Source organism: Ensifer adhaerens, assembly GCF_001270265.1.
In the GTDB taxonomy this organism is placed as follows: domain Bacteria; phylum Pseudomonadota; class Alphaproteobacteria; order Rhizobiales; family Rhizobiaceae; genus Ensifer; species Ensifer adhaerens_B.
Window position 1 is genome coordinate 69,464 of record NZ_LGAP01000021.1, and the last position, 14,866, is coordinate 84,329.

Consider the following 14,866-nt stretch of genomic DNA (forward strand, 5'->3'; position numbering starts at 1 on the left):
GCGTTTCGTCTGTCTCAAGCCGCGATGAACTCGTTCCAGCGCTTGATCATGTAGCGGTCCTCATCCATGACCGAGTTCCAGCAGGCGACCTTGCCCATGCGATCTTCGAAGGAGCCGCCATCGCGCACGGCGCCGGCCTTCTCCATGACCTTGCCCTCCGGCGAGAGGATATCGCCCTTTGCCGGCTTGCCCTCGACCCAGTAGCCCCACTCGTCCTCGGACATGAAGCCCTTGGCCGTGTCCATGGCGGCCGAATAGTAGCCCTGACGGTTGAGATAGGCGCCGACCCAGCCCGACAGGTACCAGTTGATATATTCATAGGCCGCGTCGAGTTGGGCGCCCTGGAGATGGGCGGCAAGGCCGAGGCCGCCACCCCAGGCGCGATAGCCTTCCTTGAGCGGCTGGTATTTGCACGCGATGCCCTTCGAGCGGACGGCGGCGACGGCCGGTGACCACATGGACTGGATCACCACTTCACCGGAGGCCATCAGGTTGACGCTCTCGTCGAAGGATTTCCAGAAAGCGCGGAACTGACCGTCCTGCTTGGCCTTAATGAGGAAGTCGATCGTCTGGTCGATCTCATCCGTCGTCATGTTACCCTTGTCGGCATATTTGACGTTGCCCAAGGCTTCCATGATCATGGCGGCATCCATGATGCCGATTGACGGGATGTTGAGGATGGCGGCCTTGCCCTTGAAGGCCGGATCCATGATGTCGGCCCAGCTCGTGATGTCGCGGCCGACGAGATCCGGGCGAATGCCGAGGGTATCGGCATTGTAGATCGTCGGAATGAGCGTCATCCACTGGGTCGGCGACTTCGCGAAGGTCTTAGAATCTTGCGCCTCGACAAAGCCGACGGTGTGCGGGGCGGTGCCTTGGGCGATGACGCTTTCGGGCTTCAGCTTGCCGTCGATGAACAGCGGGACGATCTTGTCGTAGTACTTGATTTTCGAGACATCCATCGGCTGCATCACACCGGCCGGGAAGACCTTCTTGGCGATCCAGTATTCGATGTCGGCGATGTCGTAGGAATCGGGTTGCGTCACTGCCCGCTGGGCTGCGGCGTCCGAATCCGTCGCAGTCATTTCCAGTGTGATGCCGAGATCCTGTTTGCACTTCTCGGCAATGGCATTGATGTTGGAAACGCCGGTGCCGAACTGACGCAGCGTGATCGGGTTTTGCGCCCAGATCGTCGGAAAGCCGGTGATCGCCCCGGACCCGGCAATCGCGCCGATTGCCGCCGCACCGGTCTTGAGCAGCGTGCGACGGGACAGGCCCTCCTTCGAGGTCTTTGATGTAATTTCATTCGTCATGCGCAGTTCCCCTTTTTTGATGGTTGGTCACTCATGCTGAAAGGCGACCGAGGGGGACGACATCCTCCAGGGTCCAGCTCAGGGACACCGCGTCGCCCACCGACACGGTTTTGTTGAAATAGTCGGCATCGCTGACGATCACTGTGAAGTCGTCGCTGCCGGCGCCACTGACGGTCAGCTTCACCGAAGCGCCGCGATATTCGATGTTGGAGACCACCGCCTGAAAACCGAGGGTCTTTTCCGCGGCAGGATCGAGGCGAACGCGGTCGGTGCGGATGCCGATGTCGATTGGCGCACCGATTTCCTGCGCGATGTCGCGAACGGCAAAACTCTGGCCACCGGCCACCCCCATCTCGACAATCCCGTCACGGATGGCGCTCACTCGGCCCGAAAGCACATTGTGGTCGCCCATGAAGCGGGCGACGAAGGCCGTTGCCGGCTTCTCGAAGACGATACGCGGCGCTGCCGCCTGCTCGATGCGGCCATCGTTCATCACCACGATCAGGTCGGCCAATGCCATGGCCTCTTCCTGGCTGTGCGTGACGTGGACGAAGGTGATGCCGAGCGTTTTCTGCAGCTTCTTCAGTTCTGCCCGCATGCGGATCTTGAGGAATGGATCGAGCGCCGACAAAGGCTCATCGAGCAGCAGAGCTTCCGGTTCGGTGATCAACGCACGTGCGAGTGCCACCCGCTGCTGCTGTCCGCCCGAAAGCTGCGCCGGCCGACGGCCGGCATAGGCCTCCATCTGCATCAGCCTCAACATGGCCAGCGCCTTGGCCCGGCGCGTTTCCTTGTCGACGCCCTTCATCTTCAAGCTGAAGGCAACATTGTCGACGAGGTCGAGATGAGGAAACAGGGCGTAGGATTGGAACATCATCGCCGTATTGCGGCGGGCCGGCGGGAAATCGGTCACGACGACATGGCCGAGACGGGGGGCGCCGGACGAAATGCTCTCGTGGCCGGCAATCATGCGCAACGTGGATGTCTTCCCGCAGCCCGACGGCCCTAGAAAACAGCAATAGCTGCCCGCGGGGATCTTGAGGCTGATGGCGTGCACGGCGGTTGTCGCGCCGTAGATCTTGGAAACAGATACGATATCGATTTCGGCGGCTTTCGACATGATGGCTTTCTCCTGATGACAGGGAAGAAGCATCAAACGTGCCAATCTCGTGCGGCGACGATAACTCTATATTTTCGTTTAGGAATCTGGTGTCACCGCCGAATTCCGGGGTATCCGGCGCAACAACCTTCTGCTCACGAAATGGGCTTTTGTCGTCAATATCCGCAAATTATTGTATACGATAATGTGAATTTTTGAGCACAGCCCCCGCCCGCCTTGGGGCGAGAGGCCAGTTCGTTTTTCCCCCACCCGCCATCACGGCCGCGCATGGACGTCGGAACGTGACGCTTTCATGGTGAAACTGAAAAACAGCTGACAACGTCTGTTACCAAACTGACAAGACAGCTCCCTAAACAGTGCGGCCTAAGCACCGAACGGGAGCGACACGGCTTCCGGACGACATGCGCAATGACCATGGTCGGAGGCCCGAATTCCGTGAAGATCATCCAGATCAGCGATACACATCTCAGCCCGTCGAAGCCGCATTTCAACGACAACTGGAATCCTCTCCTCCAATGGATCGAGGCGATGGCGCCGGATCTGGTGATCCATACCGGCGACCTGACCATCGACGGCGCCGATCACCTCGAGGACGTCACCTTTGCGATGGAACTGATGGCGCAGCTTTCCGCGCCGGTGCTGATGGTACCCGGCAATCATGATGTCGGGCATCTGCCGGGCTCGGTGCAGCCGGTTGACCCCATCCGTCTTGCCCGCTGGAGAGCACATGTGGGGCAGGATTACTGGTGCTGCGACCGTGGCGATTGGCGTTTCATCGGCCTGAACAGCCAGCTCTTCGGCTTCGACGACGAGGAGGACGAACGGCAGTTCGCCTGGCTCGCCGAGCAATTACAGACCGCCGGGGACCGCCCAGTCGCGATCTTCGCGCACAAACCGCTTTTCGTCGATGATCCGGATGAGGGTGATACCGGTTACTGGAGCGTGAGGCCCCGTCAACGCCAACGGCTCTTCGACCTGATGGCCGGCCGCAACGTCGCACTTCATGCCAGCGGCCATCTTCATTGGGCCTGGACCGGCGAGCAGGAAGGAACGTCCCTCGTTTGGGCTCCGCCGACATCCTTTATCGTCGATACCCTCGAGCGCGAGATGCCAGGCGAGCGGCTGGTCGGTGCCGTCGTGCATCGTTTCGAGGGTCGCCAGGTTTCGAGCGAGGTCGTTGCCGTGTCTGGGCTGACGACACACATCCTTGATCCGGTGATTGAGGAGGTCTATCCGCGCGCTGCAAAGACGCTCGTGGAGGCGGTTCGATGACCGTGCTTTCGCTTCGCGGCATCGCCAAGTCCTATGGCGGGAACACGATCCTGAAGAGTATCACCTTCGAGGCGGAAGCGGGCGAGTTCATCGCGCTTGTCGGGCCGTCAGGATGCGGCAAGAGCACGCTTCTGCGGATCGTGGCGGGACTGGATCACGCCGATCATGGCGATATCGCCATCGCCGGCCGCGATGTGTCGCGGGTGCCGGCCGCGGACCGCAATATCGCCATGGTCTTTCAATCCTACGCACTCTACCCGCATTTGACCGCCGGCCAGAATATTGCCGTTCCGCTCGCCATGCGGCGACTGACGGCGATGCAGCGCCTGCCGCTTCTCGGCAGCCTGTTGCCGGGCCAGCGGCAGATCTGCGCCGACATTCAGCGCCAGGTCGACGAGATGGCATCATCCCTGAAAATCGATCACCTGCTTGGGCGCAAGCCCGGACAGATGTCGGGCGGCCAGCGGCAGCGCGTGGCGCTGGCGCGCGCCATGGTCAGGCGCCCGAGCGTGTTCTTGATGGACGAACCGCTGTCCAATCTCGACGCGAACCTGCGCGTTCACGCGCGCGGCGAAATCGTCGACTTGCATCGCCGTGCGGGCGTGCCGACGCTTTACGTCACACACGACCAATCGGAAGCCCTGTCCATGGCCGATCGGGTCGCTGTGATGATCGGGGGAAATCTGCTGCAACTGGCCGATCCCAGGGAGATCTACGATAACCCGGCTCACATCGAAGTCGCGCGCTTTCTCGGCCAGCCGAAAATCAATGTGCTTGAAACGCGCATGGACGCATCCGGTGTCGTGCGCTTCGGTGGCTTGGTGCTCGCTGGGGAAAATCGCAGCGCAGCAGAGACACCCGTCATGGTCGGCGTGCGGCCAGAGTTTGTACGGGTCCGGGCCGACAATGGCGGGATGCTGCGCGCGCGTGTTGAACGGATGGAGTTTCTGGGCTCAGAGGTCATCGTTCATACGCGCCTCGATGCGATCGGCGGCGCCGTCACGATCAAGTCGACACCGTCCGAGGCTGCCTCTCTGTCGACAGGAATGCCGGTCGGCGTCGATGTTACACCGGAGCGTGTGATGCTCTTCGGTCGGGACGGAGAGCGGTTGGCGGCAAAGCCGATCGGCATGATGACGGTGCTGGAGACGGCCAATGGCTAGCGTTGCGACCGTGGATCGTTTTGCCATCGAACCGGCGGCACGCGAGGCACGCGTCGCCTGGCTGCTGGCACTGCCGGCGATCGTCCTGCTGTTCCTTTTCATCCTTCTGCCGACGCTCGCCGTCATCGTCCTTGGCTTCACCGATTTCGAACTCGGCTATGCCGGGTTCCGGTTTGTCGGCTTCGAGAACTATGCCGAGCTTGTCAGTGATCGTACCTTCCTCCGGTCGCTCTGGAATACCGCCGTTTATACGATCATCGTCGCTCCGGCATCGATCATTCTCGCGCTGGCGATCGCCATGCTGATCGAAGCCGAAACACGGGGCAGGGCGTTCTTCCGCACTGTCTACTTCCTGCCGGTGGCCTCCCTGCTTGTCGCCATGGCTACCGTCTGGCAGTTCCTGTTTCACCCGACGATCGGCCCGGTAAACGCCTTCCTCGCTACCTTCGGCATCGCCGGCCCGAACTGGCTGGGCGCCTCGGGTACGGTTCTCTATGGGCTTGCCATCATCGGCGTCTGGCAATCGGTCGGCTTCAACATGGTGTTGTTCCTGGCCGGTCTTACGGCAATCCCGCGGGAGCTTTATGCGGCAGCGCAGATCGATGGCGCCAAGTCGTGGTTCGATCGCTTTCGGCTCGTGACCTGGCCGATGCTTGGACCGACGACGCTCTTTGTCACCACGATCAGCGTCATCAATTCGGTCAAGGTGTTCGAGACGGTGAAAACCCTGACTGAAGGCGGTCCGAACAAGGCGTCGGAAGTGCTGCTCTTCACCATCTACCAGGAAGGCTTCGTCTATCTGCGTGTCGGCTATGCCTCGGCGATGACCGTGGTGTTCCTTGCCATACTCGTTGCCCTCATGTTCCTGCAATACCGCGTCCTCGACCGGAAGGTGCACTACGCATGATCACGACCTCCCTTTCCATGGGTCGCGTCGCGCGGCTCACCGTCCTGTCGCTCGGGGCGCTCATCTTTCTCGCGCCCTACATCTTCATGATTTCGACCGCCGGCAAGGCGCAGAGCGAGATCTTCTCGTCGTCGCTCTCGCTGATCCCGCAGCAATGGTCCTACATCGAGAACTTTTCGAAGGCGCTGTCGCGGGTCTCCATGTCGACGTTGTTCATCAACGGGGTCATCGTCTGCGCCCTCATCTTCGTTGTGCAAGTGGTGGTCGCCATCCCCTGCGCCTATGCCATGGCCAAGCTGAGGTTCCAGGCGGCGCGCACCATGATGTTGCTCGTCATGATCGGTCTGCTGGTGCCGATCCATGCGACGGCGTTGCCGCTCTATGTCGCCTTCGACCGGTTGTCGGTACTCAACAGCTATCTGGCGCTGGTTGCTCCGTTCTCGATATCGGTGTTTGCGATCTTCCTGTTCCTGCAGTTCTTCCGCGCCATTCCCGACGATCTCATCCAGGCCGCCCGGCTCGACGGAATGTCGGAAGCTGGCATCGTTGTGCGGGTGGTCGTGCCCAATGCCTGGCCGGCGATCACCGCCTTCGCGATCTTCTCGGTCGTCGCCCACTGGAACGATCTGTTCTGGCCGTTGATCGTCGTGACCAACCAGGATTACGCCACGCCGCCGCTCGGCCTTCTCTACTTCCGTGCGGCGGAAGCCGGCGACGACTACGGCGCGCTGATGGCGGCCACGTTGATCATTACCCTTCCTCTCGTCACCGCCTTCCTGCTTGCGCAGAAACGCTTCGTCGAGGGCATCACCATGACCGGGCTCAAAGGCTGACCGGTCCAACCAGGAGAATGTCATGCAACAGTTCAAACAGCTTCTCGCGGCGGCTGCGATCTCGATGACCTTCACCGTCCCGGCTCATGCCGAAACGGTGCTGACGGTGCACTACCCGATGCCGGGCTTCTTCAAGGACGTGATGGACACGATCTCCAAGAAGTTCATGGAGGAAAACCCCGACATCAAGATCACCTTTGCCAATCCGTCCGCGACCTATGAAGAAGGCATTCAGACGATCATGCGTCAGGCCGGTACCGCCGAGATGCCTGATCTAACCTTCATTGGCCTCAATCGCCTGCGCATGGTCAATGAGCGCGACATTCCCGTCGACCTCGGCCCGTTCGTTGCCAAGGACGGCAACATGGCCGAGCAGGGCTTTTCGGACAACATCCTGAAGCTCGCCCAGGTCGGCGGCAAACAGGTTGGCCTCGCTTTCGCGACATCCAATCCGATCATGTATTACAACGCCGATCTCGTTCGCAAAGCCGGCGGCAACCCGGACAGCCCGCCCAAGACCTGGGACGAGGTGATTGCGCTCGGCGGCAAGATCAAGGCGCTCGGCGACGGCAATGAAGGCATCGACTTCCGTTGGCAGGGCGATGACTGGATGTTCTCTGCGCTGCTTTTCGGTGCGGGCGGACACATGCTCAACGACGACGAGAGCAAGGTTGCGTTCAACGGCCCGGAAGGCGAGAAGGCGATCACTGTGCTTGACCGCATGGTCAAGGAGGGCGGGCTTCCGGTCTTGACCAAGCAGGCCGGTGAGCAGGCTTTCGTTGCCGGCAAGGTGGGCTTTGCGTTCCAGACCACGGGCGCCCTTCGCAACACCATCAAGAACGTCGGCAGCAAGTTCGACCTGCGCACCGCGCATATTCCGCTGATCGATCCGGAAAACGGCAAGCTGCCGACGGGTGGGAACGCAGTGGTCATCCTGACCCGAGACGCCGAAAAGCAGGGCGCAGCGTGGAAGTTTGCGAAGTTCGCAGCCGGCCCCTACGGCGCATCGGTCGTGGTGCCCGGCACCGGTTACGTGCCGAACAACGAGCTGGCCGCGACGTCGCCGGACTATCTCGCCAACTTCTACAAAGAGAACCCGCTGTTTCGCGCTGGCCTCGAGCAGATGCCGCGCATGATGCCATGGTATGCCTTTCCCGGTACCAACGGCGTGAAGGTGACGCAATCGATCGTCGAAAACCTCTCGCGTGTCGTCGAGCAGACGGCCACGCCGCAAGAGGCGCTCGAGGACGCCGCAGCCGAAGTGGAAGGTCTGCTGCCGCGCAGCTAAATCCCACGAACCGGCCAGCTCGGTCGCTGACACCGACATCACCCCGCGAGATCTCGCGGGGTGATGATCTCAATTTCGCCTAGCGCAATTGCTGCACCGTCTCGCCGACATAGAGCCGATGGCCGAGGCGCAGATGGCGGGATTGCGAGGCGTTTTCGGCGATGTCGAGCAACATGGCTGCGGCCGCCACCCCCATGTCGCCATCCGGCATGGTCATCGTCGTCAGCGACGGGTTCATCAGCCGGCCGATAGCGATGCCGTCGAAGCCGGCGACGGAAACGTCGCCTGGCACCGACAGGCCCTCGCGCCTGAGGGCGCTGATGACGCCGAGCGCCAGCAGATCGTTGGAAGCGATGATCGCCGTTGGTCGATGCCGCTCGATCGCGGCGGTGAGTTCGAGGTGCTCATAGCCGTCGACAAAGGGGATCTGAACGGAGGCGAGCGGGTCGAGCCCACTGTCCTTCATCGCCGCCCGATACCCTTCATATCGCAGTTGCGCCCGGTCGGAGGAGACGAAATGGCCGGAGACGTAGAGGATGCGGCTGTGTCCGTGCTGGAGGATATGCTGGGTGATGTCGCGGCCCGCGCGATAATTGTCGACCGTCACCGCTGCCGGAAACCGCGCGATCGGCAGGTTGTTGAGCAACACCGTCGGCGGAAGGGCCGCCGATAGCGCCTCGCTCCTATGTGCATTGCACAGGGTGACAATCAATCCCGTTGGCCTTTGCTCGAGCAATGCGCTTACCGCTTTTGCCTCGGACGACGGATCATAGTTGGACTGGGCAATCAGCACGCCGTGGCCGGCCGCCTGCATGCGGTGCTGGATACCGGCCAGCGACGCTGCAAAGACCGGATTCGTCACGCTCGGCACGAGCACGCCGACGACCGGACTGTTGCGTCCGGCGCTGCGTCCGTTCGATGCAGCTGATCGGTAACCGAGTTCGGCCGCTGCTCGCCGCACGCGGCGGACCATCTCGTCGCTCGCGGGGCCGTCTCCCTTGAGGACGCGCGACACCGTTGCCAATGAGCAGCCGGCTTGAAAGGCGATTTGCTGAAGGGTTGCCATCGCCGGTGTCTAGCGAACGTCCGTGACAGGAAATTGAACCGATTGTGCACCTACAGGATTGCCCTGTCGTGAATTATTATTCATGCTATGAATTATATTGACAGAAGCCGTGGCCATGGTTTTAATCTCCACAGTCGGAAGTCGAGGAGGAGTTCCGGCAAACTCACACATCAGCGGTCATTTCTGACGGCACGATTGGTTTTTGGGAGGGGCTTCGGCCTCGAGGAGGACGCTTGCGCACTTTTTTGAGCACGACCGCAATGGCGGTCATTGCAACGACGTTTCTGGCTGGCGCTGCCAGCGCGGAGACGGCCAACCCGTTTCGCTGCGAACCCGGCGAAAAATACGTCATGAACGTCATGGTATCGGGCGTCGAATACTGGTTCCCGGTCTATGAAATGTTCAAGCAGGCCGGCCAGCAGTTCGGCTGCGAGACCGAATATACCGGCACCCCGGAATACGACGTCAACAAGCAGATCGCCACCTTCGATCAGGCGCTGGCGCAGAACCCGGCCGGCATCCTTGTTCATCCGATGAACTCAGATCCGTTCATCGAGCCGATCAACCGGGCGATCGACCAGGGCACCGCGGTCGTCACGTTTGCCGCCGACTCGCCGCTCTCCAAGCGCATCTCGTTCATCACCTCGGACAATACCCGCGAAGGTGTCTACGCCGCCGACGCGATCGCCGAGAAGATGGGCGGCAAGGGCGAGTATGCTGTTCTGGAAAACCCCGGCCAGGACAACCACGACAAGCGCATCGCCGCTTTCGTCGGCCGCATGGCTGAAAAGTGGCCCGACATGAAATTCGTCGGCCGCGCTGCATCCAACCAGGATCCAAACAAGGCCTATCAGGGCCTGATGAGCCTGATCCAGGCCAACCCGAACCTCGGCGCCGTCTTCATGCCGGAAGCCAACTCGGCGATCGGTGCCGCACAGGCTAGCAAGGAAAGCGGTGGCAAGGTTCTCGTGATGTGCGCGGACGTCAACGCCAACATCCTTGACATGATCAAGGCCGGTGAAGTGTTCGGCTCGATCAACCCGAACCAGGGCATGCAGGGCTATATGGGCTTCATGCTGCTGTGGCTCGCCAAGCACCCCGAGCTCATCGACCCGATGAACGACGCGAAGCGTTCCGGCTTCAACCCGATGAGCATTCCCTTCGTCGACAACGGTCTCTCTATCGTCACCGCGGCCAATGCGGACGACTTCTACTGGGACAAGTACCTGAAGCGTCGCGGCACCAAGGGCATTGACGAGTAAGGGGCTTTGACATGGCTATCCGGGTGTCCGGATAGCCGGCCGAAAGATCGAGAGTGGAGAAGGCGATGATATCGCAGCCGGTCCTTCAGGTCCGCAACGTCACCAAGCACTTCGGAGCGGTGAAGGCGCTGACCAATGTGGATTTCAACCTTGAGAAGGGCGAGATCCATGCGCTTTGCGGCGAGAATGGCGCCGGCAAATCCACCCTCATGAACATCATCGCCGGCGTGCTGCAGCCGAACGAGGGAGAAATCCTCGTCGACGGCACGCCGACGAAGATCTCCTCGCCGGCCGCAGCCCAGTCGCTCGGCATCGGTCTCGTCCATCAGGAGATCGCGCTTTGCCCGGACGCGACGGTGGCGGAAAACATGTTCATGGCCGCAACCAACCGGCGGCGCTCGCCGCTGATGAATTACGCCACGCTTGCCCGAGATGCGCAGGCGGTAATGAACCGGCTGGCGCCGATCGACGTGCGCCGCAAGGTCGCCGAGCTCACCATTTCCAGCCAGCAGCTGGTCGAGATCGCCAAGGCGCTGACGCTCGATTGCCGGGTGCTGATCCTCGACGAGCCGACGGCGGCGCTGACAGAGGCCGAGGCGCAGGCGCTTTTCGGCATCATCCGCGACCTGAAGGCCGCGGGCATTTCCATCATCTATATCAGCCATCGCATGGCCGAGATCTTCAGCCTGTGCGACCGCGTCACCGTCTTTCGCGACGGTCGCCACGTCTCGACGGAGCGCGTTGCGGATGTGACGCCGGATGACGTCGTTCGCCGCATGGTCGGCCGCGAGATCACCCAGCTCTATCCGCCAAAGCAGGCACAGGGCGAACAATCCGACGAGGTCATCCTGTCGGTTCGTGGCCTTGGCGATGGCGAACGTATCGATGATGTCGGCTTCGACCTGCGCAAGGGAGAAATTCTTGGGATCGGCGGGCTGATCGGCTCCGGCCGCACCGAGATCGCGGAAGCCATCTGCGGCCTGCGCCGGAAGGTTCGCGGCGACGTGCTGCTGCACGGCAAGAAGCAGGCGATCGGCAACTACCGAAACGCTGTTGATGCCGGCATTGTCTATCTCTCGGAAGATCGCAAGGGGTCCGGCGTGTTCGTCGACATGTCGATTGCCCAGAACATCTCGGTGCTGGATCTGAAGGCACTGACCGGGCCGCTGGGCTTGATGAATGCGAAGGCGGAGGCGGACCTCGCCCGCGATTTCACCCGGCGGCTCGGGGTGCGCATGGGCGGCATTGCCATGCCGGTATCGTCGCTCTCGGGCGGCAACCAGCAGAAGGTGGCAATCGCCAAGCAGCTCGCCGTCCGGCCGAAGGTCATTCTTATGGACGAACCGACGCGCGGCATCGACGTCGGTGCGAAATCGGAAATTCACCGCCTGCTGCGTGATCTCGCGCGCTCGGGCATCGGCATCGTCGTCATCTCGTCGGAACTGCCCGAACTTCTGGGGCTGTGCGACCGGGTGCTGGTCGTGCGCGAAGGCGGCATTGCCGGCGAACTCGGCGAGGCCGAGATGAGCGAAGAGGCGGTGATCCGCCTTGCATCCGGGGTCGGACAGGGCGGCGAACCACAAAAAATCAAGGCGGCCGAGCATGTTGCCTGAGACAAGCAGAGTGAATGGGGAGGTGGAAATGGCAGTCGATACGGTGGTTGCAACACAGGTGCAGGTTCCGGCCTGGCGACGGATCGGCACGATGCGCGAGGCAGGGCTGATTGCCATCATTCTCGCGCTCGGCATCGTCATGAGCTTCGCCTCGCCGCATTTCCTCACCTTCGGCAACATGCGCGCGATGCTGATGAGCTTCTCGGTCGAAGGCATCGTCGTCGTCGGCATGACGATCCTCTTGATCGTCGGCGGCATCGATCTGGCGGTAGGCTCAGTCGTCTGCTTTGCCATGGTGCTGGCAGGATCGCTGTTCCTCGCCGGCCTCGACCCCTGGACGGCCTCGCTCTTCGGGATCCTCGCAAGCAGCCTCATCGGCGCCATCATGGGCTTCTTCGTGACAGTGGTCGGGCTCAACCATTTCATCACGTCGCTTGCGGCAATGGTGATCGTGCGCGGACTTTGCCTCGTCATCACCAAGGGCACGCCGCTGTCGCTGTTCACCCTGCCGGCATCGTTCAAGGCCGTCGGCCAGGGCACGTTCCAGGGCATCCCCTATGTCATCCTGATCTTCGTCGCCGTCGTCATCCTGTTCGACTTCCTGCTGCGCCGGGCGACCGCATTTCGCAAGGTGTTCTACACCGGCAGCAACGAAAAGGCGGCGCTCTATTCCGGGATCAAGACCAAGCAGGTGAAGTTCTGGGTGACAGTGCTCTGCTCGACGCTCGCCGGTGTCGCCGGCGTCATCTACATGTCGCGCTTCGGCGCCGCCACCCCCACTTTCGGGGTCGGCATGGAGCTCAACATCATTGCGGCTGCCGTTATCGGCGGCGCGTCGCTCAATGGCGGATCGGGCACGATCCTCGGCGCCATCCTCGGCATCGCCCTGTTGTCGGTCGTCACCAGTTCGCTGATCCTGCTCGACGTCTCGGTCTATTGGCAGGATATGATCAAAGGCTGCATTCTACTTGCCGCCGTATCCATCGATCATTTCCTGCATAAGCGGAAGGCCATCTGAACATGCCGATCGCCAACCCCAAGCAAAACATCATCTCCAGCGCACGCGAGGAACTTGTCGTCGCCCGGCAGATGCACCAGGCCCTGGTGCTGCACTTCCTCGAAGGTTTGACACAGTCGCAGATTGCCGACCGGCTCGGCATTTCCCAGCCGACGGTCAACCGTCTGATCAAGCGCGGACGCCAGCTCGGTCTCGTCGAAATCAAGATCAAGTCACCGATCGAACCGCTCGTCGACATGGAGGAGCAGTTGCTCGCGCTTGGCGGCATCAGCCGCGCCGTCGTCGTCCCCACCGTGTCCGACAACCCGCAGACGGCGCTGCAGGCGGTGGGGGAAGCCGCGGCCCGACTGCTGATGGAAGAAATCGCCGACGGCGACACCATCTGCATCACCGGTGGCAAGGGCGTCAGCGCCGTTGTTGCCGGCCTGCAGCCATCACGGCGCCTCAACGTCGAGGTGATCCCGGCGACGGGCTGCGTGCAGGGCAAGCACTATACCGACGTCAACCACGTCTCGACCCTCATGGCGGATCGGCTCGGCGGACGGTCCTATCAGATCCATGCGCCGCTCTTTGCCGACAGCGCCGCGGAGCGCGCCATGCTGATCAACATGCGCTCGGTGGCCGACGTGTTCAAACGCGCCAGGGAAGCCAAGGTGGCGATCGTCGGCATCGGCTCGATCCTTTCCGACGATTCGAGCTACTACGACCTGCACCCGTCTTCCAGTACCGATCGCGCCGCGATCGAGCGGTCGGGCGCAAGCTGCGAACTGCTCGCGCACCTGCTCGACGATCAGGGCCGGGTCTGCGACTACAGCCTCAATCGCTCGCTCGTTTCGCTGACGCTCGACGAGTTCGCATCGATCCCGACCAAGATCGGCGTGGCGAGCGGGCCCAACAAGGCCGGACCCATTCTCAGCGTCCTGCGTGGCAGGCATCTCGATACACTCGTGACCGACGAGGCGACCGGCGAGCGCATCCTTGCCATGGCAAGCGAAAAGGGACTTTCGGCATGAGCAGTGAACAGTTGACGCGCGAGATCGGCTGCTCCGGTGTCAAGGCATCCGCCGTCGGTCTCGGTACCTGGGCGATCGGCGGCTGGATGTGGGGCGGTACGGATGAAGGCGAATCGATCGCCGCGATCCAGGCCTCGCTCGACGCTGGCGTGACCTTGATCGACACGGCACCCGCCTATGGCCTCGGGCGCTCCGAGGAAATCGTCGGCAAGGCGCTGGCCGGTCGTCGCGACAAGGCGGTGATCGCGACCAAATGCGGCCTCGTCTGGCACACGACGAAGGGCCGGCATTTCTTCGATCAGGACGGCAAGCCGGTTCACCGCTATCTCGGCCGTGACGCCATCGTTCACGAGGTCGAAGAGAGCCTGAGGCGGCTGGCGACGGACTATATCGATCTCTACATCACCCATTGGCAGGATCCGACGACGCCGATCGAGGAAACGGTGCGGGCGCTCGAAGACCTCAAAAGTGCCGGCAAAATCCGGGCGATCGGCGCCAGCAACGTCGACCGGGCAGAGCTGGAGGCTTATATCGCGACCGGCCGGCTCGATGCGATCCAGGAGCGCTTCAGCATGATTGATCGCGAGATTGAGGCAGAACTGCTGCCGCTGACGACTGGCAACGGCATTGCGACGTTGAGCTACTCCTCGTTGGCCCTGGGACTGCTGTCCGGCACCGTTGGACCGGACCGGGTGTTTTCCGGAGACGATCAGCGCCGCGACAATCCGCGCTTCTCCGTCGATAACCGCGAGAAGGCGACGGCCTTTGCCGAGGCGATACGGCCCATCGCCGAGAAGCATGCGGCCAGTATCGCGCAAACGGTCATTGCCTGGACGCTCGCCCAACCCGGCGTGACCTTTGCCCTTTGCGGCGCGCGCAATCCGGCGCAGGCGCTCGACAACGCCCGCGCGGGGACGATCCGGCTCGATGGTCAGGATCTCGCGACGATCGACGAAGCGATAGCGGCGAAGCTCGCTGATATGGATAGGTAACGGACC

13 protein-coding genes are annotated in these 14,866 nt (G+C 61.9%); 10 read left to right on the forward strand and 3 right to left on the reverse strand.

Features of this window, described 5'->3' with window-relative positions; genetic code table 11:
- Positions 1-14: 14 nt before the first annotated feature.
- Together AC244_RS24260 and AC244_RS24265 are read right to left on the reverse strand one after the other, a co-directional pair.
- Positions 15-1,313 carry an ABC transporter substrate-binding protein gene (locus tag AC244_RS24260; protein ID WP_053251389.1) on the reverse strand — a complete coding sequence of 433 codons (1,299 nt, stop codon included), beginning with the start codon at positions 1,311-1,313 and terminating at the stop codon, positions 15-17.
- 31 nt (positions 1,314-1,344) lie between these two features.
- Positions 1,345-2,433, reverse strand: coding sequence for an ABC transporter ATP-binding protein (locus tag AC244_RS24265; RefSeq protein ID WP_053251390.1), 1,089 nt, complete (start codon positions 2,431-2,433; stop codon positions 1,345-1,347).
- 435 nt (positions 2,434-2,868) lie between these two features.
- On the opposite strand from AC244_RS24265, the gene AC244_RS24270 reads away from it, so the two are divergent.
- The 5 genes from AC244_RS24270 to AC244_RS24290 are packed head-to-tail and all read left to right on the forward strand — an operon-like array spanning position 2,869 to position 7,896.
- Entirely contained in the window at positions 2,869-3,705 is an 837-nt protein-coding gene (locus AC244_RS24270; protein WP_053251436.1) for a metallophosphoesterase family protein, read from the forward strand.
- The gene (locus AC244_RS24275; protein ID WP_053251391.1) at positions 3,702-4,868 is read left to right on the forward strand and encodes an ABC transporter ATP-binding protein; all 1,167 of its coding nucleotides are present in this window, start codon (positions 3,702-3,704) and stop codon (positions 4,866-4,868) included. The genes AC244_RS24270 and AC244_RS24275 overlap by 4 nt, the downstream gene beginning before the upstream one ends.
- Positions 4,861-5,775, forward strand: a complete 915-nt coding sequence (locus tag AC244_RS24280) for a carbohydrate ABC transporter permease (RefSeq protein WP_053251392.1) — start codon at positions 4,861-4,863, stop codon at positions 5,773-5,775. The genes AC244_RS24275 and AC244_RS24280 overlap by 8 nt, the downstream gene beginning before the upstream one ends.
- Entirely contained in the window at positions 5,772-6,608 is an 837-nt protein-coding gene (locus AC244_RS24285; RefSeq protein ID WP_053251393.1) for a carbohydrate ABC transporter permease, read from the forward strand. The genes AC244_RS24280 and AC244_RS24285 overlap by 4 nt, the downstream gene beginning before the upstream one ends.
- A 22-nt stretch (positions 6,609-6,630) precedes the next feature.
- Positions 6,631-7,896, forward strand: a complete 1,266-nt coding sequence (locus AC244_RS24290; protein WP_053251394.1) for an ABC transporter substrate-binding protein — start codon at positions 6,631-6,633, stop codon at positions 7,894-7,896.
- A gap of 79 nt (positions 7,897-7,975) precedes the next feature.
- On the opposite strand, the gene AC244_RS24295 is transcribed toward AC244_RS24290, so the two are convergent.
- Complete coding sequence (locus AC244_RS24295) at positions 7,976-8,962, reverse strand: LacI family DNA-binding transcriptional regulator (protein WP_053251395.1); 987 nt, start codon at positions 8,960-8,962, stop codon at positions 7,976-7,978.
- Between the two features lie 233 nt (positions 8,963-9,195).
- On the opposite strand from AC244_RS24295, the gene AC244_RS24300 reads away from it, so the two are divergent.
- From AC244_RS24300 to AC244_RS24320, 5 genes are all read left to right on the forward strand, one after another.
- Positions 9,196-10,224, forward strand: coding sequence for a substrate-binding domain-containing protein (locus AC244_RS24300; protein ID WP_053251396.1), 1,029 nt, complete (start codon positions 9,196-9,198; stop codon positions 10,222-10,224).
- Between the two features lie 65 nt (positions 10,225-10,289).
- On the forward strand, positions 10,290-11,837 hold the full coding sequence (locus AC244_RS24305) for a sugar ABC transporter ATP-binding protein (protein ID WP_053251397.1): 1,548 nt from the start codon (positions 10,290-10,292) through the stop codon (positions 11,835-11,837).
- Between the two features lie 28 nt (positions 11,838-11,865).
- Positions 11,866-12,855, forward strand: coding sequence for an ABC transporter permease (locus tag AC244_RS24310; protein ID WP_053251398.1), 990 nt, complete (start codon positions 11,866-11,868; stop codon positions 12,853-12,855).
- Positions 12,856-12,857: 2 nt separating this feature from the next.
- Positions 12,858-13,868, forward strand: a complete 1,011-nt coding sequence (locus AC244_RS24315) for a sugar-binding transcriptional regulator (protein ID WP_053251399.1) — start codon at positions 12,858-12,860, stop codon at positions 13,866-13,868.
- Positions 13,865-14,860, forward strand: a complete 996-nt coding sequence (locus AC244_RS24320; protein ID WP_053251400.1) for an aldo/keto reductase — start codon at positions 13,865-13,867, stop codon at positions 14,858-14,860. Before AC244_RS24315 ends, AC244_RS24320 begins: the two co-directional genes overlap by 4 nt.
- Positions 14,861-14,866 lie beyond the last annotated feature (6 nt).